Origin of the sequence: Pseudoalteromonas sp. BZB3 (genome assembly GCF_040104455.1) — a bacterium.
In the GTDB taxonomy this organism is placed as follows: Bacteria; Pseudomonadota; Gammaproteobacteria; order Enterobacterales; family Alteromonadaceae; genus Pseudoalteromonas.
This window is the reverse complement of the sequence record NZ_JBECOS010000001.1, coordinates 415,453-440,910: the sequence shown is the minus strand read 5'-3', so window position 1 is coordinate 440,910 and position 25,458 is coordinate 415,453. Positions and strand designations below refer to the sequence as shown.

The following is a 25,458-nucleotide window of genomic DNA, read 5'->3' as shown; positions in this document are numbered from 1 at the left end:
CCCATGCAAGTCAAAGCGGTTTGTTTTTTTTGTTTGCGAAAAGTGTGGCAACTGATTGCTGTCACACTGGTTTTGCTTGCCGTTTTGGTTTCTGTTTTTCGCTATAGCTTGCCTTATGCGAATGACTATAAACACGACCTAGAAGTGCTCATTAATGAGCAGTTTAATGTCGACTTACGTATCGGCTCAATCACTGCGAGTTGGGAGGGCGTAGGTCCTGCCTTAGTGCTAGAAGACGTCACCTTTGACGATAACAACAACTCGCCAATTCGACTGCGTATCGATAACACCAGCCTACAAATTAACGTTATTGAGTCTTTGCGCTTTCTGCAACTGAGATCTGACTATTTTGTTTTAGAAGGCTTTGCTGCAGATGTCGATTTAAATGCACTAGATATCTCAACTCAACAAAGCGATACCGAGTTTGAACAACAGGCCTTAATAGAAAGCTTATTTCTGGGGGAATCAGGGCACTTTGCAATCAAAAATAGTAGCCTTAACCTCACGATACGCAATGGCAAAGAGCATACCCTGCTGCTTGAGGATGTTATTTGGCAAAACAATGTGTTGGCACATCGAGGTACAGGTGTGGTTGGGATCCCCGGACTCACCGAAGGGCAATTAAGTGCTGATTTACTCTTAACAGGTAAGAGATTGGCTGAATTAGCTGGAGAGGTTTACTTTCATGCATCCCAAGTAGATCTGCAAGATTGGCTATCGCCTTATTTAGACGAAAATAAACAAGACCTACACACCGATATCAACGGTCAAATGTGGATGTCATTGGCACATGGTAAGGTCAAAAACATTCAGTTGAATATGCAGCCGAGCCATATTCATTGGCAACAAGATAATCAGGCGCAGCAACTTAGCTTAATGCAGGCAAAAGGCTTGATGTTGCCAAGTAAATCAGGGTGGTCGTTACAAAGTTCAGAGATTAACTTCACCCGTAATAATCTTGCTTACTCCGATATTGCGATAGTTGCTGAATTGGCAGAGCGTCAATCCGTATGGTTTAAGGGGTTGGATTTACCACTTATTTCAGAGTTTATTCAATTAACCAATTTACCAAATACAGACTTACTTGCTGAGTTAGCCCCTGAAGGGGCACTAAAAGGCAAGTTAGAATTTGAAACCAATACCGAACCAAAAGTGTGGCTCTACTCTGACAAACTAAAGTGGCAGTATGCTCGAGGTATCCCAGCCACTGAGCCACTTCGCTTAGAAGTGAAAGCGATAGGTGAGCAGGCAGTCATAGAGCTATATTCGCAACAAGGGCAATTACATACTGAGGATATGTTTGCCAAACCGATTGCTTATGAGCAGTTTGCAGGGCGTTTTGATATAGATAAGTTTAATGGTCATTGGCGTGTTACCAGTGACTCTATTTGGCTAGATAATCAAGACTTAACCCTCGCAGCAGAAATGCAGTTGCGGTTACTTGAGCAACCTGAGCTTGATTTATACGTTGAAGTAAAAGGTGGTAACGGGCAAATCGCGAAGCACTATTTTCCACAGACGTTAATGGCTGAATCACTCATCAATTACTTAAATGGTGCCATCAAAGCGGGTCAGCATTTAGGTTCTCAAGTTTTGCTTTCTGGCAGGTTAACAGACTTTCCATATATAGATAAAACAGGTCGATTCGAAGTTTTATCTGAACTCAGCCAGACAGAGTTTGCCTTTGCGCCCGAATGGCCTGCAGTCAAAGAAGCGGCTGCGACACTGCATTTTGTCAATGAGCGCATGGACATTTACGTTGATGAAGGCAAGCTGATCAATCAGTCTATTGATGGTGGTGTGCAAGTTAGTCTGGCAAATTTAGAGCAGGCAAATAACCTCACAGTCGATATCAAACAAACAACGCAAGCACAAAGCTTAGGTGCATTTTTTGCCAAAACGCCTTTAAAAGATCCCTTAACAAACGTCTTTGATGTGGTACAAGCACAAGGTGCGGTGACGGGAGATGTGTTACTTGATATTGACCTTAAAAGTCTCGCTGTAAACGCCACAGGTCGAGTGCTATTGGATGATAACTCTGTCTATTTGGCTCAACCGGGCATGCAGTTAAATCAGGTGAGCGGGACATTAACATTCGATGATGAGGTTATAGATTTAAAGTCGGCGGCCGCGTCTTGGCTAGAGATGCCACTGACCCTATCGGTTCATGGTGAATCACAGGCGCAAGCTTACAAGGTTGAAATAGATACGTTACTAAAAGCGAGTACGGACAATTTATTACCTTATGGACATGGGATCATGGACGGTTACCTAGTAGGAACAACCGACTTAAACACGCAAGTTACATTAGACTTTGCACCACAAGGATTCACATATAACGCCAAATTTACATCAGACTTAATCGGCTTAGAAAGTACTTTACCACTGCCTTACAGCAAAAAAGCTGAGACCAGTTGGCCGTTATCTGGTCAAGTACGTGGTGACGACATTTCAAACCTTATCACGGCGAGTATTCAAGAAAAGCTATTCTTTAATGCCATTTTAGAAAATGAAACCGGTCGTTTTAGCAATACCCATATCATTGCAGCACGACAAGACCGAGGTTTAGCGCAACAAGATTTTCAGGTGTCTATTGAGTTACCTGAAATAGCATTGGTGCCGTGGGTAGATTTTATTGATCGTTTAATCCAGATCAGCGCTCAGCCTTCAGACAATCCTAGTATGTTGCCAAAGCTTCACGAAATTACTGCGCAAATTGATGCGTTAACAGTTTCAGGCTTACCATTTAACGATTTTGAAATGCGTTTAGAGCCAGTTGCAACAGGCACGCAAATCCGTCTCAATGCCAAAGAGTTACGTGCGACGGTCGCGGTACCAGAAGGTGGTTCAAGTCGACCTATCCAGATAGACAGTGATTATTTACGTTTAAATGTCCCTGAGGCCAAACCGGATACTGCCCCCTCAAAACCTGACAGTGCAGAGTCGTTACAATGGCTCACCCGTATGCCTGCCATTGAGATGTTGTGTGCTGATTGCAAAGTGAAAACCTACCAACTAGATAAAGTGTCATTGTCTATGTTTGGTGATGGGGAAAAGTTTAATATTTCAGAGTTAGTGGTTGATAAGCAAGATCATGTATTTAGAGGTCAAGGTAGTTGGCAAGACGGCATGACTGAGATCAGCGGCATCATGAATAGTCGTGATATTGGTGAATTGCTTTCAGAGTTCGACTTAACCTCGTCAATTAAAGATTCAAAAGCCAATATGCACTATCAACTGAGCTGGCAAGGCGCGCCTTATAAAGTCCATGTGCCTAGCCTAGCGGGAGACATTCAATGGGAGTTGGGCGAAGGTCATTTATCTGAGATCAGTGACAAAGGCGCACGGGTGTTCTCATTACTGAGTTTAGACTCGCTAGTACGTAAACTAAAACTCGATTTTCGTGATGTCTTTTCGAAAGGCTTCTTTTACAACAGTATGGAAGGCAGCATACAAATCGCAGAAGGGATCGCGTACACCAAAGACACGAAAATGGATGGGGTTCCCGCTGATTTGACCATTCAAGGCTTTGCCAACTTAGACACCCAAGAAATTAACTATGATTTAGCGGTCGCGCCTCAGGTGACATCGAGTTTACCTGTGATTGTGGGGTGGATGGTGAACCCAGTAACGGGTATTGCCGCTTTGGCACTCGACCAAGTGTTGCACTCGGCCAGGGTTATTTCTGAAATTAAGTTTAAAGTCACAGGTACTATGCAAGAGCCTGTGGTGACGGAGATCGACAGAAAGAGTCGCGAAATCGAGATCCCTAAACCTGCACAAAGTGAACCCCCAGCACCGAGTGAGCAGCCAGCCTCTCAACCAGGTGTTGAAGGTGAGGCCGCAAGTGAGCCTTTTGCGAGTGCCACTTCGGTTAAGGCTGAGAAGTTAGAAGCAGGTCAAATCCCAGTAAAAACACAACAAAACGAACAAAGCAAAAACAAAGATAAAGCGAACGAAGGAGGAAATTAATGCATCCTCAGGCCTTTATTGTGCAGATGTGCTCAACCATGAGCGCAGAGCAAAACTTCAACTATCTGCAACAGCAACTTACCCAAGCAAATTTAAAACAACCGACTTTAGTCTGTTTACCCGAAACTTGGTTATGTTTTAACAAAGACGGCGTAACAACGCTTGAACAGAGTAAAAGCAATCACCTTTGGGTTGAGATGTTAGCGCAACTGTGTCGCCAATTTGGTATTTGGCTTGCTGCAGGCACCATAGCATTACCCTCTGAAAATACTGGTAAATACCATGCTGCCAGCCTACTCTTTAATGAGCAGGGTGAGGTTGTCGCGCAATACAACAAGATCCATTTATTTGATGCGCAAGTACAAGATGGTAGTGGTGGCTATCGAGAGTCCAAATTTACCCAAGCAGGCAGTGATGTGGTAGTTGTTGATTCGCCCTTTGGCAGAATTGGTTTAAGTGTATGTTATGATGTGCGTTTTGCAGGCCTTTATCAGCAGATGATGGCACTGGGTGCAGATATTATTTTAGTCCCTAGTGCATTTACTACAGTCACCGGAAAAGCACATTGGTTGCCTTTACTGCAAGCCCGAGCCATAGAAACACAATGCTATGTATTGGCGGCAGCACAAGTAGGACAGCATGACAATGGCAGAGCGACTTACGGCCACAGTGTTGCTATCTCACCTTGGGGTGAGGTGTTAGCGAATGCCAAAACTGAGCTGACAAACATAGAGTGTCAGCTAGATTTATCAGAACTCCAACAAGTTCGTGCCAGTTTACCTGTGCACCAACATAACCGATTTAAGAGCACGTTTTATGAATAATGTTGAGCAGAACTTATTAACGGATAGCCAGCTTACCAGAGAGCAATTGGAGCAAACTCTAAGCTATATTCACCAACATCAAGTTGATTACGCAGATTTATACTTTCAATCAAGTTATAACGAGACTTGGGTGTTAGAAGATGGCCTCGTAAAAGAAGGCAGTTATAACATCGAGCGTGGTGTCGGTGTGCGTGCGGTATCAGGGGAAAAAACGGGTTTTTCATACTCAGATGCCATCAACATCGAAGCATTAAATAAAGCGGCAATGGCTGCGCGTAGTATTGCGCAAGCGGGCGAAAGCAAAACTGTACAAGTATTTAGTGATGTCTCAGCTAAGCAGCAATTTGCGCCACTGCAACCAATCACCAGCATGAGTGATAACGATAAGGTTGCACTATTAAAAGAGATTGAAAACTACATTCGTGAGCTTGCGCCTGATGCACAGCAGGTTGTCAGCTCGATGTCAGCTGTCTATGAAGAAGTGCTAGTAGCAGCCAGTGATGGCACCTTTGCAACTGACATTCGTCCGCTGATCCGCCTTAATTGTTCAGTATTACTTGAGAAGAATGGCCGCCGTGAGCGTGGCGGTGCAGGTGGCGGTGCACGTCTAGATTATGGCTACTTTAAAGAGCTAGTCGACGGCAAGCCTCGCTGGATGGAATACGCCAAAGAGGCGGTTCGTATGGCAAAGGTAAACCTGGAGGCGATTGACGCGCCAGCAGGCGCTATGCCTGTTGTGTTGGGTGCTGGTTGGCCAGGCGTGTTGTTACACGAAGCGGTAGGTCACGGTTTAGAAGGCGACTTTAACCGTAAAGGCGCATCGGCATTTAGCGGTAAAGTGGGCGAACAAGTAGCTTCTAGCCTATGTACAGTAGTTGATGATGGCACCATGGCTGACCGTCGTGGCTCCTTAAATATTGATGATGAAGGTACGCCAGCGGGTTATAACGTGCTTATTGAGAATGGTATTTTGAAAGGCTATATGCAAGACAAGATGAATTCGCGACTGATGGGCGTTGCCCCAACCGGTAATGGTCGTCGCGAGTCTTACGCGCACTTACCCATGCCGCGTATGACCAACACCTATATGTTACCGGGTGAGCACAGTCAAGAAGAGATCATCAGTACCGTGAAAAAAGGCGTGTTTGCGTCAAACTTCGGGGGAGGGCAGGTGGATATCACGTCGGGTAAGTTTGTATTCTCAGCCTCTGAAGCGTATTTAATTGAAGATGGTAAAATCACGCAACCAATCAAAGGTGCAACCTTAATCGGTAATGGACCAGATGTAATGCATAAGATCTCTATGGTCGGTAACGATTTAGAGCTAGATCGCGGTGTTGGCGTATGTGGTAAAGACGGTCAAAGTGTTCCGGTTGGTGTGGGCCAGCCAAGCTTGAAGATCGACGAAATCACAGTCGGTGGTACAGCTTAAGCAATAGTTTAGTTTCGAATTAAAGACATAAAAAAACCGATATCACTGATATCGGTTTTTTTGTAAAAGCGATGTCTTATTGAAGACCTAGCTTTTTCTCTAGGTAATGAATGTTCGTGCCACCATTTTGGAAGTGCTCATCCGCAAGGATGTCTTTATGTAATGGTGTGTTAGTTTTAATACCATCGATCACTAATTCATTTAAAGCATTACGCGCACGCGCGATTGCAACGTCACGGTTCTCACCATACGTGATAAGCTTACCGATCATTGAGTCGTAATGTGGTGGTACGCTGTAGTCAGCATAAATGTGGCTGTCCCAACGAATACCTAAGCCGCCAGCAGGGTGGAAGCGTGTGATTTTACCCGGTGAAGGAATAAAGCTCACAGGATCTTCTGCGTTAATACGACACTCAATGGCGTGACCTTTGATCACAACATCATCTTGTGTGATTGATAGAGGTTGACCCGCAGCGATTTTCAGCTGCTCTTTGATTAGGTCAACACCAGTAACCATTTCAGTTACAGGGTGCTCTACCTGGATACGCGTATTCATTTCGATGAAGTAGAATTCGCCATTTTCGTATAGGAATTCGAACGTACCTGCACCGCGATAACCGATTTCGATACATGCACGTGTACAACGGTCACCGATGAACTTACGCATTTCAGCTGTGATACCTGGCGCTGGAGCTTCTTCAACAACTTTCTGGTGACGACGCTGCATTGAACAGTCACGCTCACCTAAGTGAATTGCATTACCTTGACCATCAGCTAACACTTGAACTTCGATATGACGTGGGTTTTCAAGGAATTTCTCCATGTAAACCATGCCATTACCAAAGAACTGTTTTGCTTCTTGTTGAGTTAATGCGATTGAATCAATTAACTCTTGCTCAGAGCGAACAACACGCATACCACGACCACCGCCGCCACCTGCTGCTTTGATGATTACCGGGTAACCAATACGCTTAGCGATTTGAATGTTACGCTCGTTATCTTCAGTCAGTGGTCCGTCAGAACCTGGTACACAAGGTACACCTGCTTTACGCATCGCTTCGATGGCTGACACTTTGTCACCCATTAGACGAATTGTGTCGCCTTTAGGACCGATAAATACGAAGCCACTTTGCTCAACTTGATCTGCAAAATCAGCATTTTCAGATAAGAAACCGTAGCCCGGGTGAATTGCAACTGCGTCAGTTACTTCAGCCGCAGCAATAATACGAGGAATATCTAAGTAACTCTCAGCAGCAGCTGGTTTACCGATACAAATCGTTTCGTCTGCAAGTAGCACGTGCTTTAAGTCACGGTCAGCTGTTGAATGTACAGCAACCGTTTTAATACCTAGCTCTTTACAGGCACGCAATACGCGAAGTGCAATTTCACCTCGGTTCGCAATGACTACTTTGTCTAACATAGCATTTGCCTTCTATTGCGTGATTATTCGATGATGAATAGTGGTTGGTCGAACTCTACTGGCTCACCGTTTTCAACTAGGATAGCTTTAACTACACCCGCTTTGTCAGCTTCGATTTGGTTCATCATCTTCATCGCTTCAACGATACATAGTGTGTCGCCAACGTTTACAGACTGACCAACTTCAACGTACTTAGGTGCTTCAGGAGAAGCTGCTGCGTAGAAAGTGCCAACCATTGGAGAAAGTACTTTATGACCCGCAGGCTCTGCCGCTGGAGCAGCTTCAGCTGCTGGTGCAGGTGCAGGTGCAGGTGCCGCCGCGGGTGCAGCTACAGGAGCAGGTGCTGCAGCATAATGCTGTGGTTGTGCTGCGATAACTGGAGCGCTGCTGTGACGGTTAATACGTACCGACTCTTCACCTTCAGTGATCTCTAGCTCTGCAATACCTGATTCTTCTACTAATTCGATAAGTTTTTTAATTTTGCGAATGTCCATAATGGCCCGCCTGTTAGTTAATTTGCGTTATTTTTGTTGTGCAGTAGATGATGTGCGGCATTTAATGCTGCTTCATAACCTAGTGCGCCTAATCCACATATCACCCCTTCGGCCACGTCAGAAAAATAAGACTTATGACGAAAAGGCTCGCGTGCATGTACGTTAGATAAATGCACTTCGAAAAACGGTATGCTGACACTTAATAGCGCATCGCGTAGTGCGATACTGGTATGCGTAAAAGCGGCAGGGTTAATGACAATGGCATCGATAGCTTGCCATGCATCATGAATTGTATTTATTAGCTCTGCTTCACTATTACTTTGTACATGTGTCAGCGTGATATTCAGTTGCTCAGCTTGCTTTTCAAGGTTGTTCACAATGTCAGGCAAAGTCTGTGTGCCATATTTATCAGGCTCTCTACGGCCTAACATATTCAAGTTTGGGCCATTGAGTACTAAAATCTTAAATTTTGCAGACATAATTCGCGAAATTCCTTAAAAGCTATAACAAACTAAAAACTCACTCTATTTAGTTCGTTAAACTAAGCCGTTCGATTGAAAATAGCAACTTTTTCTCACGTTCGCAGACTATTATAGAGAGTTCGTGTTAAATAGCAGCAAAATACTGGTCTAATCAGCAAGGTGATGAGGTAGGTCAATAGCCTAGGCTGCTTGCTGAATTTATCAGCTCACAGCCTAAGGTTTGTATGCTTATTGTACGGTTTGGCGGACTTTTTCTAGATGAGATGTAAATTCTTCGGCGCTTTGAAAGCCAGTGATCCGTAAATTGCTCAGCTCGTTGCCTTGCGTATCAAAAAATAGGATGGCAGGTAAACCAACCACATTAAAGGTTTGGTAAATCTCTTTACTCACCTCATTGGTCACGGTCAGATCGAGCTTCAACAAAGAGAAGTCTTTAAACGCTTGCTTCACTTTGTCGTCTGAGAAGGTGTATTTCTCAAACTCTTTACAGGCGACACACCAATCAGCGTATAAATCGACCATGGCAATTTTACCTTGTTGGTTAGCTTGGGCGACTTCTTCACGAAGTGCAGCTAAATCAGGCAGCAGTTTAAACTTACCATCAGATGCGGTAGCAACCGTTGTTACTTTGGCTGGTGGCATTAATACATGCTTTGCCGTTAATACACCACCTATCATGAATAACACGGCAGCAGCCCAAAGTGTTGTTTTAAGCTTACTGGCTTGCTCTTGGCTTTGCCAATGGTGCAAAAATAGTGCGGTAATAATCAGCCAAACGCTGCCAAGTAAAAGAATGGTATTCCATTCAAGAATACGCTCTAACAAGACTAAAGGCACAACCAGCATCACGAAGCCAAACAGCATTTTCACTTGCTCCATCCAAGCGCCTGCTTTAGGGAGTAATTTACCACCAGATGTACCCAATAGTAACAGTGGTAGACCCATGCCCAGGCTTAGCACATAGAGAGTCAAACCACCCACGAGATAATCGCCACTTTGCGCAACATATAGTAGGGCAGCAGAGAGCGGAGCCGTGGTACACGGTGAAGCAATTAGGCCAGAAAGCACACCCATAAAGAAAACGCCCGTATAGTTACCCCCTTTTTGTTGGTTGCTGATGTTGGTTAGACGCGTCATAAACTTTTCTGGTAGTTTAATTTCGTACCAACCAAACATGGCAAAAGCTAGTAATACAAACAGTAAGCTGAAGCTAATCAGTACCGCAGGACTTTGTAAGTAACCTTGAATTTGCCCTCCAACCGCAGCCACAACCAGACCAAGCGAAGCGTAAGTGACGGCCATGCCTTGTACATACACAAATGACAGTGCGAATGCTTTTTTCGTCGATAACTTTGATTGGCCGGCAATCAAACTAGATAGGATAGGGAACATAGGGAACACACATGGTGTAAATGCTAGCAGCACGCCAACCCCAAAAAACACAGCTAGGTTGGTTAAAAAGTCTTGTTCAGCGAGTTTATTGACGAAGTCGTTACTATTATTACCTGCCGGCGCAGCCGTTTCAGCTGCTTTATTTGGCTTATCTGACACTTTGTTCAGCATAGAAAGCGGAATAGTGATCACTTCAGGTGGATAACAGAGTCCAGCTTCGGCGCAGCCTTGGTAGCGAATTTTAACAACGGCATCTTCACTAATATCACTTAGCCTAGAAACAACAACCAGCTCATCAAAGTACACTTCAGTCTTACCAAAGAACTCATCTTCTATTTCAACACCTGGGTCGAGTTCCGGCACTTTGATTTTGGCGTTCTTCGCAATGATCTCGAGTTTATGCTTATAAATGTAGTAGCCAGACGCAATGTCCCAGCCAGTGAATAAAATAGTACCTTGCTGATCGAAATCGAACTGAAAAGCTTCGTTTACCGGTAAGAAGGTTTGTTGTTTTGGGGCTAAAAGGCTATTTAACACCGTGTTGTTCGTTGCCTGTGCGGGAAGCATAAACAGCAAGCAAAACAAAAATGCCACTATGCGCATTAACTCAGTACCTCATTTATCCAATTAAAATAGTCAGGGTTGCCAGTCGATACATCAAGAACTTGGATCTCAGGCACATCATAGCTGTGGTGGCATTTTATACATGCCATTAATTCTTCCAAGCGTTGTACGTTGGTCTTAATGAAAAGTTTACTTTCTGTTTGTTGTTCAACTTTTCCTTGCCATACATACACAGACTCCACTTCGGGCAAAATGTTTACGCAGGCAGCCAATTTTTTTTCAACGAGTATCACAGCAAGTTTGTGCGCGTCATTTTTAGTCTCACATGTGGTGAGTACAATTTTATAATCGCTTGTCATAAGGTGCTTTTCTCTCAACCAGTTCACCGAAACCACGTATCATACTAGCGCAATGAATGGGCTAGCCCAAACGCTCGTTTACGCAAACTTACAATATAGTTGCCTTATAGAGGTTTATTTTGCGCCAGATTACTTGAAAATAGACCGAACTAGCCATATTTCTCTTTCATTGACTTTAGGAGACCCTATGTTTCGTATTTTATTTTTGCTTTTTATTGTGGTTCCCATTATTGAGATTGCGCTACTTATTCAAGTGAGTGATGTGATCGGTGGGTTTGCGACCATCGCATTAGTTATTATTACCGCCATCATCGGTGCTAAGTGTGTTAAACAACAAGGTCTAGGTGCATATACCAATGTGCAGCAACAAATGGCACAGGGCCAGTTGCCGGGCGAGCACATTTTTACCGGTCTGTGTGTGATCATCGCAGGTGTTTTACTAATGACACCGGGTATCATGACAGACGTACTTGGTTTTCTTTTATTAACCCCAGCTGTGCGCCGCTCATTATCTAAAGCGTTATTGGCACAAGCATCAGTAAAAGTACAAACTGGCTTTGGTGGTGGTTTTGGACAAAGCGGCCAACAAAGCACGCAGCAAAACAATCCTTTTGAGCAGCAAGCAAATCGTCCGTTTGAAGACGCGCAACCTCGTCAACCAGAACGTAACGTTGACGGCTCGAACACCTTTGAAGGTGAATATAAGCGTAAAGATTAAAAATTTTTAATTTTTTCTCTTGGGTTTTGAAAAATACATCCCCATAAAGAGTTGCAACATAGATTTAAAGTTTTTAGCCCAAGGCAATTGGGCTAATTGGTAGAAAATTAATATTCTGTCATTGTTCAAATTGTTAGGAGAACGACACACATGAACATTCGTCCTTTACATGATCGCGTTATTGTTAAGCGTCTAGAAGAAGAAACAAAGTCTGCTGGCGGTATCGTACTAACTGGTTCTGCAGCTGAAAAATCAACACGTGGTGAAATCGTTGCTGTTGGTAACGGTCGCGTGTTGGACAATGGTGAAGTGAGAGCACTTCAAGTAAAAGCAGGCGACACAGTACTGTTTGGCTCATACATTGAGAAAACAGAGAAGATCGAAGGTCAAGAGTACCTGATCATGCGCGAAGACAATATCTTAGGTATTGTTGAATAAGTCGAACTTACGGTTTTTACATACAGAATTTAGAGGAATATAAGACATGGCAGCTAAAGAAGTATTATTCGCAGGTGACGCACGCACAAAAATGTTAGCGGGCGTAAACGTACTAGCAAACGCAGTAAAAGTAACTTTAGGTCCAAAAGGCCGTAACGTAGTACTAGACAAGTCATTCGGCGCACCAACTATCACTAAAGATGGTGTATCTGTAGCGAAAGAAATCGAACTTGAAGACAAGTTTGAAAACATGGGCGCACAGATGGTTAAAGAAGTAGCGTCTAAAGCAAATGATGCTGCCGGTGACGGTACTACAACGGCAACAGTACTAGCACAAGCTATCGTAAACGAAGGCCTTAAAGCAGTTGCTGCGGGTATGAATCCAATGGACCTTAAGCGTGGTATCGACAAAGCCGTAGTTGCTGCAGTTGAAGAACTAAAAGCGCTTTCAGTACCATGTGCAGACGCAACTGCAATCGCGCAGGTAGGTACTATCTCAGCTAACTCAGACAAAGAAATCGGCGACATCATTGCAGAAGCAATGGAAAAAGTAGGTCGTGAGTCTGGCGTTATCACAGTTGAAGAAGGTCAGTCTCTAGAAAACGAACTAGACGTAGTAGAAGGTATGCAGTTTGACCGCGGTTACCTATCTCCGTACTTCATCAACAACGCTGAAAAAGGCCAAGTTGAACTAGATAACCCACACATTCTTCTAGTAGACAAAAAAGTATCTAACATCCGTGAGCTACTGCCTACACTAGAAGCGGTTGCTAAAACAAGCAAGCCACTACTAATTATTGCTGAAGACCTTGAAGGTGAAGCACTAGCAACGCTAGTAGTTAACAACATGCGTGGCATCGTGAAAGTTGCTGCAGTTAAAGCGCCTGGTTTCGGCGACCGTCGCAAAGCAATGCTACAAGACATCGCAATTCTAACTGGCGGTACAGTTATTTCTGAAGAGATTGGTCTAGAGCTTGAAAAAGCAACGATTGAAGACCTAGGTACAGCTAAGCGCGTTGTTATCACTAAAGATGATACAACAATCATCGATGGTGTTGGCGAGCAAGCTTCAATCGATGGTCGTGTTGAGCAGATCAAAGCACAAATCGCAGAAGCAACCTCTGATTACGACAAAGAAAAGCTACAAGAGCGTATGGCTAAACTAGCTGGCGGCGTAGCAGTAATCAAAGTTGGTGCTGCAACTGAAGTTGAAATGAAAGAGAAGAAAGACCGCGTTGAAGATGCGCTACACGCAACTCGCGCAGCGGTTGAAGAAGGTGTTGTACCAGGTGGTGGTGTTGCACTAGTTCGCGTAGCAAGCAAAATTGCTGAGCTGTCAGGTGACAACGAAGACCAAAATCACGGTGTTAAAGTAGCACTTCGTGCAATGGAAGCACCACTTCGTCAAATCGTTTCAAACGCAGGTGACGAAGCATCAGTTGTTGTAAACAACGTGAAAGGTGGCGAAGGTAACTATGGTTACAACGCGGCAAACGGTACTTACAACGATATGATCGAAATGGGTATCCTAGATCCAACTAAAGTAACGCGCTCAGCACTTCAGTTCGCTGCATCAGTTGCGGGTCTTATGATCACAACAGAAGCAATGGTTTCTGAAATCCCGCAAGAAGCACCAGCTGCACCAGACATGGGTGGCATGGGCGGAATGGGTGGCATGGGCGGCATGATGTAATCATTCCTCTAAGCACTAAACGCTTATAAAAAACCTCGCATTTGCGAGGTTTTTTGCGTTAAGGCCTATGCTTAGTGACTCGTCGTAATGCGTTGAGTTATTGAAATTAAGTATTTACTCTAAGGCGATTTTAAATTCTAGCAGTTGCTGAGAACCGGGCTCAGCACGTAAAGGATATTCTCATGAATAAAAGTGTATTGGCGTTTAACTTATTGGCAAGTTTAAGTATGGCGGGGGGGTCGCTGAATCATTCAAACACCGGTGAGCCGGCTGGATTGTCATCTCAAGAAACACAAAGTCAAACCAGTGATTTGGGTGTGCCTGCCAAGCAAGGTGAGCTTCGAGTTGCGGTTTTTAATGCGTATTTGAATCGCAAAAATGCCGGCGATATTCTGGCCGACGTACAAAGCGGTAACGATACACAAATTAAAAAAGTGGCAGAGATCATCCAACGCGTTCGCCCTGAGGTTTTATTACTGGCTGAGTTCGATTATGTAGCCGATGGCAGTGCAGTAAAAGCGCTAAGTAAAAATTACTTAAACGTCAGTCAAAATGGCGTAAAAGGTATTGATTATCCTTATTTTTACCTTGCAGAATCTAACACAGGTATTGTCACTGAATTTGATTTAAATAATGACGGTAAAGTGGGTGTCGGCGGTGGTGACGCTTATGGCTTTGGGGTCTTTCCTGGGCAATATGCCATGGTGTTGTTATCGCAGTATCCAATCATCACAGATAAAGTGCGCACCTTTCAAAAATTCTTATGGAAAGACATGCCTAATGTCACGTTGCCAGTAAATCCAGAGACGGGTGAAGCCTGGTATAACGAGGAAGAGCTTGAAATATTTAGGTTGTCGTCGAAAAGCCATTGGGATGTGCCAGTAAAAGTAGGTGATGAAGTCATTCACGTTCTTGCTAGTCACCCAACACCACCCGTGTTTGACGGTAAAGAAGACCGCAATGGCTTACGTAACCATGATGAAATTCGTTTTTGGTGGGATTATGTAGATCCAAATGCATCAGACTACATTTATGACGATAAAGGTCAAAAGGGTGGGTTAGGCAAGAATAAGCGCTTTGTGATCATGGGCGATTTAAATGCTTCTCCTGATGAAGGTAATGGCACGGGCAACCCGATGGCTAAATTATTTGCCAGCGAATATATTAATGGCAAGCTCGCGCCTGTTAGCGTGGGCGGCGTTGAGAATGCACCCAATAATCAATTTTCTGCGACTCATACTGCTGATTGGAAAATGCGTGCTGATTATGTGATCCCATCAACATTTGGCATTCAGGTTGAGCAAACCGCGGTGTTTTGGCCGAGCAAAACGGATGCAAACTATCATCTAGTTGGGCCGGGTCTGCAAAGCTCAGATCATCGTCTGGTTTGGTCTGATATTACATTAAATAAGCTGGCAACTGATGATACTAAGTAAAGCGGTAAAATAATTTATTACACCGCATTATTTATTTTGAAACTTTCTTGCAAACCGAAGCTCAAAGGCTTCGGTTTTTTATACCTGAAAACGTAAAATATGGCATCTTAGTTGGTAATTAATTTTTAGAATACAGCCTGTTATTCTCATAAAACTTGAAAAGTCGACTAGTATTAATGTCATGTAATTATAGTGAGTTACATCCTGCCCTTTGACATAACAACTACATCATGGTGATAAGACAATGAAAACAAGACAAACGCTTATGATGGTCGCAACTCTGACGATCATACTCACTGGCTGTTCTGAACCGCAAAATGATATGGCCAACCAAGAACAACTAAGGCCAGTCAGAACATTGCAACTCATTAAGCAAACAGAAGGACCATTACAGGAATTTCCGGCTGTTGTGGATGCAGCGAGTACCGCAGACTTGTCGTTTAAAGTGCCTGGCTCTATTACCGATTTATATGTAAAGCAGGGTCAACCGGTACAAGCGGGTGACCTGATTGCGCATATAGATGATACAGATTACAAATTAGCTGTAGACGAAGCACAAGCAAATTTTGATAAGGCTAAAGCCGATTTTGCTCGAGCTGAACAATTGATTGTCTCGGGTACCATTAGTCAGTCAGATTACGATAAATTAAAGTCGCAATTTACTAGCGCTAAAACCAAGTTAGCAAATGCGAAAAACAATCTTGCATATACCACCTTAAAAGCCTCATTTACCGGTGTTGTATCACGAACTCATGTAGAACAATTTGAAGAGATACAAGCCAAACAAGCCATTGCGACATTACAAGATATCGAACACATTAACCTAAAAGTGAATGTGCCTGAAAGCATCATGATCCGCGTCAGTAAAGAAGCGCCAAAACAGGTATTTGCTGAATTTGCTGCGATAAAAGAAGAGCGTTTTCCGCTGGAATTTGTCGAAGTCAGTACACAAGCTGATGAAGCGACAAAAACTTATGAAGTGACTTTTAGTATGTTACCTCCTGAGGGCTACAATATTTTACCTGGTATGACAGCAAAAGTGATGGCGGGTACGCCAAGTCGTACAGCAGCAAACCTGTATTTACCGTTGGCGACTGTATTAAAAGATAGCCAAGGTAATTATGTTTGGACGGTCGAATCTCAAGGAGAAAACAAGGGTAAAATAACGAAAACACCAGTCGTCATTGGCGAAATTTCATCACTAGGCTTTCCTGTTATTTCAGGCGTAGAGCAGGGGGATTTTGTTGTTACCGCGGGTATGAGTAAGGTTACCGATGGGCAAATAGTGAAGTTTTCAGGAGGTAAGTAATGAATATTACTCGTCTCGCGCTAGAGAACAATCGCACCACATGGGTGCTGATCCTAGTGCTCTTATTATCGGGGATCACTGCCTTTGACAAAATGCCGAAAGACTATGATCCAGGCTTTATTATCCGTACTGCGCAAGTGGTGACTTACTTTCCTGGTGCTAGTCCGCAGCGTGTTGAAGAGCTGGTGTCAGATAAAATCGAGAAAGTGGTACAGCAAATTCCTGAGCTCGACTTTGTCAGTAGTACCTCAAAAACGGGGGTATCGATTGTCAGTGTTAACATTAAAGAAAGTTACAAAGAGATGCGGCCGATATGGGATAACTTGCGCCGTAAAATTCAGTCGATAGAAAAAGATTTACCGAGCGACGCACAAGCCCCCATCGTCAATGATGAGTTTGGGGATGTGTTTGGCGTTGTGATTGGGTTAACCGCCGAAGGTTACACCTATCGCGAAATGGAAGAAGTGGCAGAGCAGGTGCGAGATCAATTATTGCGCTTACCAGAAGCCGCCAAAGTCGACATTTTTGGGGTGCAAGAGCAGCGTGTCTTTATTGAGTTTGAAAATGCCAAAATGGCGGCATTGGGTATCACCCCAAATCAATTAAAAGATCAACTTGCGGCTCGTAACATCGTAAACCCTGGCGGTTCAATCTACATTGAAGATGAAACTTTGGCGTTAGAGCCTAGTGGTAATTTTGAGTCAGTGGAAGATATTGCCAATACCATCATTAATGTCTCGGGTAGTCAGCAAGTGTTCTTGCTCAGTGATATTGCCCGTGTCTATCGCGATTACGTCGACCCTGCGAAGAGCAAGGTAAGAGTTGAGCAGCAAAGTGGCATGACTATCGCCATTTCTATGCGTCAAGGTGGTAACAACCTGCTACTCGGTGAGCAAGTCATTAATGCCCTGCACCATCTTGAATCGGTTTATCCGATTGGGGTTGAGTTTAAGCTGCTGTCATTTTTGCCCAAAGAAGTTGAAAAGAAAGTCTCGGACTTTGTGTCTAACCTTTTACAAGCTGTTTTAGTCGTGACTGTGGTCATGTTGTTTAGTCTTGGTCTAAGAACGGGTTTGATTGTTGCGAGCCTTATTCCAATGAGTATGGTGTTAGGCATTTTGGTGATGTCGTTTTTCAATATCAGCATCGACCAAATCTCTTTAGCTGCATTGATCATCGCATTGGGTATGTTAGTAGACAACGGCATCGTAATGTCTGAGAACATCATGGTTCAGATGGAGCGAGGGAAAGCGGCCATAGACGCAGCAGTTGATTCGGCACAGGAGCTGAAAATTCCATTGCTGGTGTCGTCTCTCACAACGGGCGCAGCGTTTTTACCTATCTTTTTAGCAGAATCGACGACGGGGGAATATACCGCCTCGCTATTTAAAGTGGTGACCATTACCTTACTATGTTCTTGGTTATTGGCGATGACCATGATCCCAATGCTGTGTGTGTATTTTACCAAGGTGAAGAAAGAGTCTGCTAATTACGATACTGGTTTTTACCTGTTCTATAAAAACATTTTGGCTGGACTGATTAGGTATCGTTGGCTCACAGTACTCGGCTGTGTTGGAATGTTGTTTATTGCTATACAAGGTATGCAGTACGTGCCTAAATTGTTCTTTCCTCCGTCAGATCGTGATTATTTTAAAGTTGAATTAGAGCTCCCTATTGGTACGCGTATTACTGCGACAGAGTCTGTTGTGCGTGATGTAGAATCGTTTATTGCTAACAACTTAAAAGTAAACGAACAAACAGAGCAAGGTGTTACGGACTGGGTAAGCTATATCGGCAATGGTGGGCCTAGATTTTTGTTAACACATAGCCCTGAGCCAACCAGCTCTAACTATGCCTTAATGATCATCACCACGACGTCTTACCAGCATATTGATAAGGTGATGAAGCAAATTGAAGAATATGCGTTGTCACGTCATCCCGATCTGCTCTTAAAGTTGCGCAAAATCGAAAATGGTGCACCGATAGCCAACCCGGTTGAAGTGAGGTTGCTCGGTGATGACATCAATGTACTGATGGGAATTGTTAATGAGTTAAAATCGAAAATGCGTGAAACTGCGGGCTTAAAGTCAATCAGCGACGATTGGGGATTGCCAATTAAGAAGCTGCAGATCAAAATTGACCAAGCACGAGCTCGCAGAGCGGGCTTGTCGAGCCGAGATATCGCAAACTCTTTACAAACTGGCTTGAGCGGCATGGAGCTTACCAAGTACAGAGAAGGCGATGAGCTTATTCCGATTACCTTGCGTTCAATCGCAGGTGACAGACAAGATATTGGTAAGCTTGAAGCTATGGTGGTGTATTCACAAGCAACAGGTCGCTCTGTGCCTCTGAAGCAAGTTGCTGACATCGAAGTTGTTTGGGAAAGCGCACAAATTTTACGTCGTGATCGCCTAAAAGCCGTTAAAGTTGGGGCGCAAATTGAAGGTATTACCGCCAATGAAGGGTTTGCCCAGCTACTTCCTTGGCTTGAGGAGCAAAAAGCAAATTGGCCATATGGATATGACTATGAACTCGGTGGTGAAGCTGAATCATCGGGCAAAGCCAACCAGTCAATTGCCGATAAGATGCCGATAGCTGTCTTTATTATTGTGATTCTATTAATAGGCCAATTTAACTCAATTCGTAAGTCAGTCATTGTGCTCACAACGATCCCACTTGGTTTTGTCGGGGTTGTGGCTGCGCTGTTACTCGGTCAGTCATTCTTTGGCTTTATGACACTTCTGGGTGTAATTTCACTGGCGGGTATCGTGATCAACAACGCTATTGTATTACTTGAGCGTATTAAGATGGAGTTAGATGAAGATAGTAGTCATCCTATACAAGCCATTATTTATGCAGCACAACAGCGTATGCGACCGATTTTACTGACAACCGCGACAACAGTTTTGGGATTAATTCCTCTGTACTTAGGCGGCGGCGAAATGTGGGAGCCCATGGCGCTGACCATAATGGGCGGGTTGTTGTTCTCGACCCTTTTAACCCTAGGAGTCGTACCTGTGTTGTATGCGTTGCTATTTGGCATGAAAAAGTAGCAAGCTAGAACAGTTCGTGTCTAAGTGTAAAAGTGTGTAATTGTGGCCCTAAAAAGGTTCCCATTACGCATTTTTTTGCTCATTATAGAGAGGAAAGTCTTTTAGGAGGTCATCATGAAAAAGTTATGTTTCACCTTACTCGCTTTGAGTATGCCATTTTTAAGTATCGCTGGAGAGGCGAAAGTTACTTGGAAAGACTTTAACGATTACCGCGATGTCTATCCAGGAAAGGAAGTGAAAGGCGCATATCACAAACGCGTCGCTAAGCAGTTTGAAAAGCATATCAGTAAATTGGCTGAACAGTTACCTGAAGGTTACAAATTAAATGTGACTTTTGATGACATAGACCTTGCTGGCGACGCGAGAATGAACATGCAAGATATACGTGTGATAAAGCCAATTTATTTTCCAAGGTTGACTATAAGTTATACCGTACAAGATAAATCAGGCGCGACGGTAAGTAGTGCTGAAAAGCTAGTATTAAAAGATATGAGCTTTATGGATCGCATTAAGAAAGGTCGTGAGACGTCTTTCTATTATGAAAAGAAACTATTGAGTGAGTGGTTTGAAGATAAGGTTTTGGTCAAAACCAGCGCTTAAACTTTTAATGCACTTAAAATTAAATAATAAAGCCTGCAGTTGCAGGCTTTATTATTGTTATGAGTATTTGTTTAATTACTCTGGTTGGTGTTTAACCCCATCTTTGATCCAATCAGCCGCAGGTTTTCCTTTCAGGTGATGATCAAAGTACTCCATCATACGAATTGAGAAATCCACTTGGTTCGGGAATTTCTTCAAGTGATGTGGCTCGCCCTCGTATTGTAAGAAAATGGCATCTTTATTGTGTCTACGAAGTTCTAAGTAGTATTGAATCCCTTCTTGCCATGGTACCGCGCCATCGTCATCACCAAACATGATCAGCACAGGTGTATTTACTTTGTCGGCAAAGAATACAGGCGAGTTTTCAATGTATAAATCGAGTGCTTGTGTCAGCGGTTTACCAATACGGCTCTGACCAGTTTCATACTGGAACTGACGGGCAAGGCCCGACTTTAAACGAATACCACTATATGCCGATGTCATATTCGATACAGGGGCACCTGATACAACCGCTTTAAACATATCTGTTTGCGTGATCATAAAGGCACTTTGGTAGCCTGCCCAAGAGTGACCTTGTAACCCAATCTTATCAGGGTGGGCAACTCCCATATCAATCAGCTTTTGCGCGGCGTTGATCATGGTTTGAGTTGATGATGGGCCCGGCTTACCAATTTCAAAACGAATATCAGGTAAGAACAATGCGTAACCGTTCGAGGTAAACATTGGGAAGTTCGGTCTGTGGTTTAACTCCATTTTCGGGAAGTTATACATACGTTGGCTCATATAGCGGTAGAAATAAATCACCGTAGGTACTTTATCACCTTCTTTATAGCCAGCAGGTTTGATTAGCACACCTTGTAAGTCTTCGCCGTTATAACCTTTATATTGCACTAATTCAGGTTTGCCACCCCATGCAAAGTTCTTCACTTGTGGGTTTAAGTCTGTCACTTTTTTAGTCTTTGCGAATGTGCTGGTGGTTTGCCAAAAATCAGGGAACTGATGATAGCTTTCTGTGGTGAAAATCAGTTTGTCGGCATGTTTAGCTTTAGCGACTAGTGCATAGCGGGCTTCGCCTTTTAGTACTGTTTTTACTTTACCTGTTGCTAGGTCCAGCGTTGCCACGCCCGACTGTTTATTTTCAGTGTTGTGGGTATGCAGCATTAAGGTGTCATTTGTAGCAAAACCAAGCTGATTTTGATCAAGATACTTTACGCGGTATTGGGTGTTTGTTTCACGACCCTTTGTTAAACGCTTAGCTTGTTGTGTGTTTACATCGAACGCCCAAATATCAAACTTCGAGTAGACATACACAATTGAGCCATCAAGTTGCCAACCCGCAAAGCCATAGCCAGGTTGCTCGCTTGGGTAGTCGTGTTTATCATCGGCGAAAATCGCTTCTCTGATGGCTTTGGTTAGAGGTGAAAGAGACTGAGATGATAGGTCTTTTAACCAAACTTGCTGATCTTTTAAGAATGCAGCATGGCTACCTGTCGGAGACAGGCTTGGTCTAAACGGCGAGCCTTCGATGATCTTGGTTTGCTCGCCAGTTTTTACATTAATGGCTGCATAATCGTTGAAGAAGCCTTCATACATGATGCGTTCTAAATGTGGCTTATCGTTACTTGCGAGTAAGAAGTTCGCTTCGGTGTTTAAGCGAATATTTGGCGCTTGCTCGTTAGCAAGCTGCACAACTTGCTCACCATTTAGATGATAAACTGCTTGATAGTGGCGGTTTTTGTTAGCTTGTTGCCATGTTTTGGCTTCACGAGTTTTAATTTCAGCATCATTATTGTGCCAAACCTGTAGGCCTTTTTGCGCACGAATAGTGTCGAAGTCAGTGAGTGACGCTTCGTCTTTGTACTTCAACTCTTTTGCTTTAGCTTCAAGCTCAGGGCGGTTTTGGAAGTATAAGCGCTCGCCTTGCTCAGACCAGTTGAGTTTAGCTGTTTTACCAGTGAACCAACCTGTTGGGTTGTTAATCTCTTTTAAGGTATTGGTATCACTGTGCCATAGCGTAATTTGATGATCGCGACGGCGAGTATCGTCGTTGACATAATTGGCCATGTTAAAAGCAACAATAGGCTTTTTAGGGTGCCAAACTGCTTGGCTTAAGGTGACCCCTGGCTCGTCGAATAAACTGCTTTGCGTTTGCGTGTTTAAATCAAAAAAGCCAATGTGGTTTTTTGCGCCATGCTTAGCATGAACATTAAATAGTACGCCATATTCTTTAGGGCTCAGCGCAAACTTACCAACATGTTCAATGGTGGTTTTGCTCATATCACGCAGGTTTACGATTACCAGTGAATAAAATTTGTCTTTTTTATCGGCCTTGATTTCGTTTTCAGGCTTGTCAGCTTTTTTGTCTGTTTTATCGTCTTCTGGTTTTTCTTTGGTGCGATAAGCAAGCCAGTTACCGTCATCACTGATTTGGTAATCAACTACTTCAGCAAAGGTAGTTTGCTTATCTGTGTTGGTATTAATCAAAATAAGATGATTTTTTAGTTTCTTCTTATCTTTTTTCTTGGTGGTTTCTTTTTCTAATAGAGTAGGCACTTGGGTGAACGCCACCCAGTTTGCAGCCTTGTTGATCTGTGGCTTAGTGCCTTGCGGAACTCGGGCAATGATTTTGTTTGTTGTTAAGTCATAGACTAAGCCTTCGCTGTTGCCGCGATAAGGCTTTGCAGAAAAAGTCAGAAATTGGCCGTTTTCAGAAAGTTGCTGGCCTTGTGCATAGCGAAAATCAAATACATCTTTAAACTCAAGATTTGATTTCGCCGCAACAGGCAAGCTGCACAGCACACTGGCTGCAATAAGAGAGTGGAACGCCTTCATGGTGCAAACCTAATTTTACTTATAAAGGTTTTTTTTATCACGCAGCAGGTAAAGACAAAAGGGCGATGCGGTCAATAACAGTAAGATACCAATCCTCAATAAGACTTAATCATTTTGAGAGATTAAAACTGACGTTAGCTTTGTTGAAAATTTCTTATTTAGAACAACTAAATAGCAAAATTTTCGCCTTGCCTACATGGAAGTAGGTACCTCAGCGATAGCAGGACGCGTAAGCGGTGCTACCGACAAATTTTACTTGCCTCAAAATAGATCACTTAATTAAGAGGATTGGTATGAGAGGTGAAACAGTGATTTTTGGGCACAAAAAAAGCGACATCTGTCGCTTTTTAGAATTTAATTGGCGATTAAGCTAACCAGATTTTTTGCAACTCTTGCCACTGTGCTTCAAATTGACTGCTTGGGCGAGTTTTAAAATCACTGCGAACAAACTGGTTCATTTTGCCTTCGATGTAAGCTAGGAAGAAATTGGCCAATGCAGCTTCGTCGGTAGTAAAGGCTTTGCCTTCTCGAAGTTTACGTTCACGTAGAACTTGTTTGAACTGGGTTTCTAACTTTTCAAATAGGCCTTGAATGCGTTCACGCAAACGCTCTTGTTCACCTTGAAGTGCATCACCAGTAAGAATGCGAGTGATCCCAGGGTTTTTCTCTGCGAATGCAAGAATGAGCAGCAAGATGTTATAAATACGACCCTGCGTTTCTTTTTCGTTATCTAAAATGATATTGATACGAGAAAGTAGGGTGTCTTCAATGAATTCAATTAAACCTTCAAACATGCGTGCTTTGCTTGGAAAGTGACGGTACAACGCCGCTTCAGATACGCCCACCTCAGCTGCTAATTTAGCTGTTGTGATACGTTGACCAGGGCTGGTTTCAAGCATTTGTGCGAGAGATTGTAGTATTTGCTCTTTGCGATTACTGCGCTTAGTCGCTGGCATGAATGGTCCTTTAATTTATCGTTATTATGTTCTATTTATACTTTGAATTATGCGGCGCATAATTCAGTGCAAACCCCAACAAGCTCACACTTTGTTGGGGATATGTTAATGGTTTATTCAGCTTGGTGCTAGTGTTTTCAAGTGACTTTCATTCATGTTTTGTACTGAAAAAAATACACCTTTGTAAGCCTTTGTTTTAAGGGTTTTTATAGCTTTTCGGCTAGTGCCTTTAGTAGAGACGTTGCTAGCTCAGCTTTACTATTGACTCCTAAATTGCGCTGTTCATCATGCCAGAACAATGTTAACGCATTGTGATCTGAGTTAAAGCCAAGCCCTTCTTGAGAGACATCATTGGCGCAGATCATATTCAGGTTTTTCTTTTCTAATTTGCCCTTAGCATACTTTTCAACATCTTGTGTTTCAGCTGCGAAACCAACCGTATAAGGGCGATGGTTTTTAAGTGCGGCAACTTCGGCAATGATGTCTGGGTTTTTCACCATGGTTAAAGTGATCTCATCACCTTGTTTTTTTATTTTTTGCTCTGCCACATTGGCTGCGCGATAATCCGCAACTGCAGCACAGCCGATAAAAATATCTGAGTTTTGTGCTTGCTCAAGGGCGGCATCTCGCATCTCTAATGCACTACTGACTTGGATAACTTCAGCCTCTGCTGGTGGCGTTAAAGTCACGGGGCCTGAAATAAGGGTTACTTTTGCGCCTAACTTAAGTGCCGCTTCTGCAATGGCATAGCCCATTTTGCCTGAGCTATGGTTGCTGATATAACGCACTGGATCAAGGGGTTCGCGGGTTGGGCCTGCAGTAATTGCAATAGTTTTACCTGCCAGTACGGGTTCAATGTCATCGCGCATACAAAGCTCAACGAGTTCCATTGGCTCTAGCATCCGACCCGCACCCACATCGCCACATGCTTGTTCGCCTTTACCCGGACCCCAAATATCTACGCCACGATTAGCAAGGGTTTTTAAGTTGGCTTGTGTTGCTGCGTGGGCGTACATTTGTTGGTTCATTGCGGGGGCAATAGCGATTTTAGCTGGCGTGGCAAGTAATAATGTGGTGAGTAAATCGTCGGCAATACCTGCTGCCATTTTCGCGATGATGTTTGAACTTGCTGGGGCAACGAGAATTAAGTCAGCCCATTTGGCAAATTCAATATGGCCCATGGCCGCTTCAGCACTCGGGTCGAGTAAAGAATCAGAAACAGGTTCTCCAGATACCGCTTGCATAGTCAGTGGAGTAATAAAATGCTTGGCAGAATCGGTCATAACCACTTTGACATTGCAGTTGCGCTCTTTTAATCGTCGAACTAATTCTGCACATTTATAAGCAGCAATACCGCCACTGATCCCCAAAACAATATTTTTTGCCTGTTTCATAGCTTGTTAAATCCAGTAAAAACTTGCTTAAACTCTACCATAGAGAAGTGACTGAGGGGTAACCTGCTTTTGTCTTTTATGATCCTTTGA

General features: G+C 43.5%; 18 protein-coding genes. 10 read left to right on the top strand and 8 right to left on the bottom strand.

Annotated features, from left to right (window positions below):
- Positions 1 to 3: 3 nt before the first annotated feature.
- From ABMY35_RS01950 to tldD, 3 genes are read left to right on the top strand one after another with little or no spacing between them, the layout of a single operon-like run.
- Positions 4 to 3,972 (top strand): YhdP family protein, encoded by a 3,969-nt coding sequence (locus ABMY35_RS01950; protein ID WP_349284793.1) that lies wholly within the window; start codon positions 4 to 6, stop codon positions 3,970 to 3,972.
- Positions 3,972 to 4,796, top strand: coding sequence for a carbon-nitrogen hydrolase family protein (locus tag ABMY35_RS01945; protein ID WP_349284792.1), 825 nt, complete (start codon positions 3,972 to 3,974; stop codon positions 4,794 to 4,796). Before ABMY35_RS01950 ends, ABMY35_RS01945 begins: the two co-directional genes overlap by 1 nt.
- Positions 4,789 to 6,228 (top strand): metalloprotease TldD, encoded by a 1,440-nt coding sequence (tldD, locus tag ABMY35_RS01940; RefSeq protein ID WP_349284791.1) that lies wholly within the window; start codon positions 4,789 to 4,791, stop codon positions 6,226 to 6,228. The genes ABMY35_RS01945 and tldD overlap by 8 nt, the downstream gene beginning before the upstream one ends.
- A gap of 76 nt (positions 6,229 to 6,304) precedes the next feature.
- Here tldD and accC read toward each other — a convergent pair whose 3' ends face one another.
- The 5 genes from accC to cutA form a co-directional block, all read right to left on the bottom strand.
- Positions 6,305 to 7,648, bottom strand: coding sequence for an acetyl-CoA carboxylase biotin carboxylase subunit (accC, locus tag ABMY35_RS01935; protein WP_349284790.1), 1,344 nt, complete (start codon positions 7,646 to 7,648; stop codon positions 6,305 to 6,307).
- Between the two features lie 23 nt (positions 7,649 to 7,671).
- Entirely contained in the window at positions 7,672 to 8,142 is a 471-nt protein-coding gene (gene accB, locus ABMY35_RS01930) for an acetyl-CoA carboxylase biotin carboxyl carrier protein (RefSeq protein WP_349284789.1), read from the bottom strand.
- A gap of 17 nt (positions 8,143 to 8,159) precedes the next feature.
- Positions 8,160 to 8,621: a type II 3-dehydroquinate dehydratase gene (gene aroQ / locus ABMY35_RS01925; RefSeq protein ID WP_349284788.1), complete on the bottom strand. Its 462-nt coding sequence runs from the start codon at positions 8,619 to 8,621 to the stop codon at positions 8,160 to 8,162.
- Positions 8,622 to 8,852: 231 nt separating this feature from the next.
- The gene (dsbD, locus tag ABMY35_RS01920; RefSeq protein WP_349284787.1) at positions 8,853 to 10,619 is read right to left on the bottom strand and encodes a protein-disulfide reductase DsbD; all 1,767 of its coding nucleotides are present in this window, start codon (positions 10,617 to 10,619) and stop codon (positions 8,853 to 8,855) included.
- A complete protein-coding gene (gene cutA / locus ABMY35_RS01915) occupies positions 10,619 to 10,939 on the bottom strand; it encodes a divalent-cation tolerance protein CutA (RefSeq protein ID WP_349284786.1) in 321 nt (106 codons plus the stop codon). The genes dsbD and cutA overlap by 1 nt, the downstream gene beginning before the upstream one ends.
- 187 nt (positions 10,940 to 11,126) lie before the next feature.
- Here cutA and ABMY35_RS01910 point away from each other — a divergent pair, with 187 nt between their 5' ends.
- The 7 genes from ABMY35_RS01910 (at position 11,127) to ABMY35_RS01880 (ending at position 20,186) form a co-directional block, all read left to right on the top strand.
- Positions 11,127 to 11,657 carry an FxsA family protein gene (locus ABMY35_RS01910; RefSeq protein WP_349284785.1) on the top strand — a complete coding sequence of 177 codons (531 nt, stop codon included), beginning with the start codon at positions 11,127 to 11,129 and terminating at the stop codon, positions 11,655 to 11,657.
- 150 nt (positions 11,658 to 11,807) lie between these two features.
- Positions 11,808 to 12,095, top strand: coding sequence for a co-chaperone GroES (locus tag ABMY35_RS01905; RefSeq protein ID WP_058028548.1), 288 nt, complete (start codon positions 11,808 to 11,810; stop codon positions 12,093 to 12,095).
- A gap of 46 nt (positions 12,096 to 12,141) precedes the next feature.
- Positions 12,142 to 13,788: a chaperonin GroEL gene (groL, locus tag ABMY35_RS01900; protein WP_349284784.1), complete on the top strand. Its 1,647-nt coding sequence runs from the start codon at positions 12,142 to 12,144 to the stop codon at positions 13,786 to 13,788.
- A 182-nt stretch (positions 13,789 to 13,970) separates the two neighbouring features.
- Positions 13,971 to 15,224: an endonuclease/exonuclease/phosphatase family protein gene (locus tag ABMY35_RS01895; protein WP_349284783.1), complete on the top strand. Its 1,254-nt coding sequence runs from the start codon at positions 13,971 to 13,973 to the stop codon at positions 15,222 to 15,224.
- A 244-nt stretch (positions 15,225 to 15,468) separates the two neighbouring features.
- A complete protein-coding gene (locus tag ABMY35_RS01890) occupies positions 15,469 to 16,533 on the top strand; it encodes an efflux RND transporter periplasmic adaptor subunit (RefSeq protein WP_349284782.1) in 1,065 nt (354 codons plus the stop codon).
- The gene (locus tag ABMY35_RS01885; RefSeq protein WP_349284781.1) at positions 16,533 to 19,586 is read left to right on the top strand and encodes an efflux RND transporter permease subunit; all 3,054 of its coding nucleotides are present in this window, start codon (positions 16,533 to 16,535) and stop codon (positions 19,584 to 19,586) included. The genes ABMY35_RS01890 and ABMY35_RS01885 overlap by 1 nt, the downstream gene beginning before the upstream one ends.
- 114 nt (positions 19,587 to 19,700) lie before the next feature.
- Positions 19,701 to 20,186: a DUF3016 domain-containing protein gene (locus tag ABMY35_RS01880; protein ID WP_349284780.1), complete on the top strand. Its 486-nt coding sequence runs from the start codon at positions 19,701 to 19,703 to the stop codon at positions 20,184 to 20,186.
- A gap of 75 nt (positions 20,187 to 20,261) precedes the next feature.
- Here ABMY35_RS01880 and ABMY35_RS01875 read toward each other — a convergent pair whose 3' ends face one another.
- From ABMY35_RS01875 to coaBC, 3 genes are all read right to left on the bottom strand, one after another.
- Positions 20,262 to 23,018 (bottom strand): prolyl oligopeptidase family serine peptidase, encoded by a 2,757-nt coding sequence (locus ABMY35_RS01875; protein ID WP_349284779.1) that lies wholly within the window; start codon positions 23,016 to 23,018, stop codon positions 20,262 to 20,264.
- Between the two features lie 365 nt (positions 23,019 to 23,383).
- A complete protein-coding gene (gene slmA / locus ABMY35_RS01870; RefSeq protein ID WP_130254124.1) occupies positions 23,384 to 23,974 on the bottom strand; it encodes a nucleoid occlusion factor SlmA in 591 nt (196 codons plus the stop codon).
- A 206-nt stretch (positions 23,975 to 24,180) separates the two neighbouring features.
- Complete coding sequence (gene coaBC, locus ABMY35_RS01865) at positions 24,181 to 25,368, bottom strand: bifunctional phosphopantothenoylcysteine decarboxylase/phosphopantothenate--cysteine ligase CoaBC (RefSeq protein ID WP_349284778.1); 1,188 nt, start codon at positions 25,366 to 25,368, stop codon at positions 24,181 to 24,183.
- Between the last annotated feature and the right edge of the window lie 90 nt (positions 25,369 to 25,458).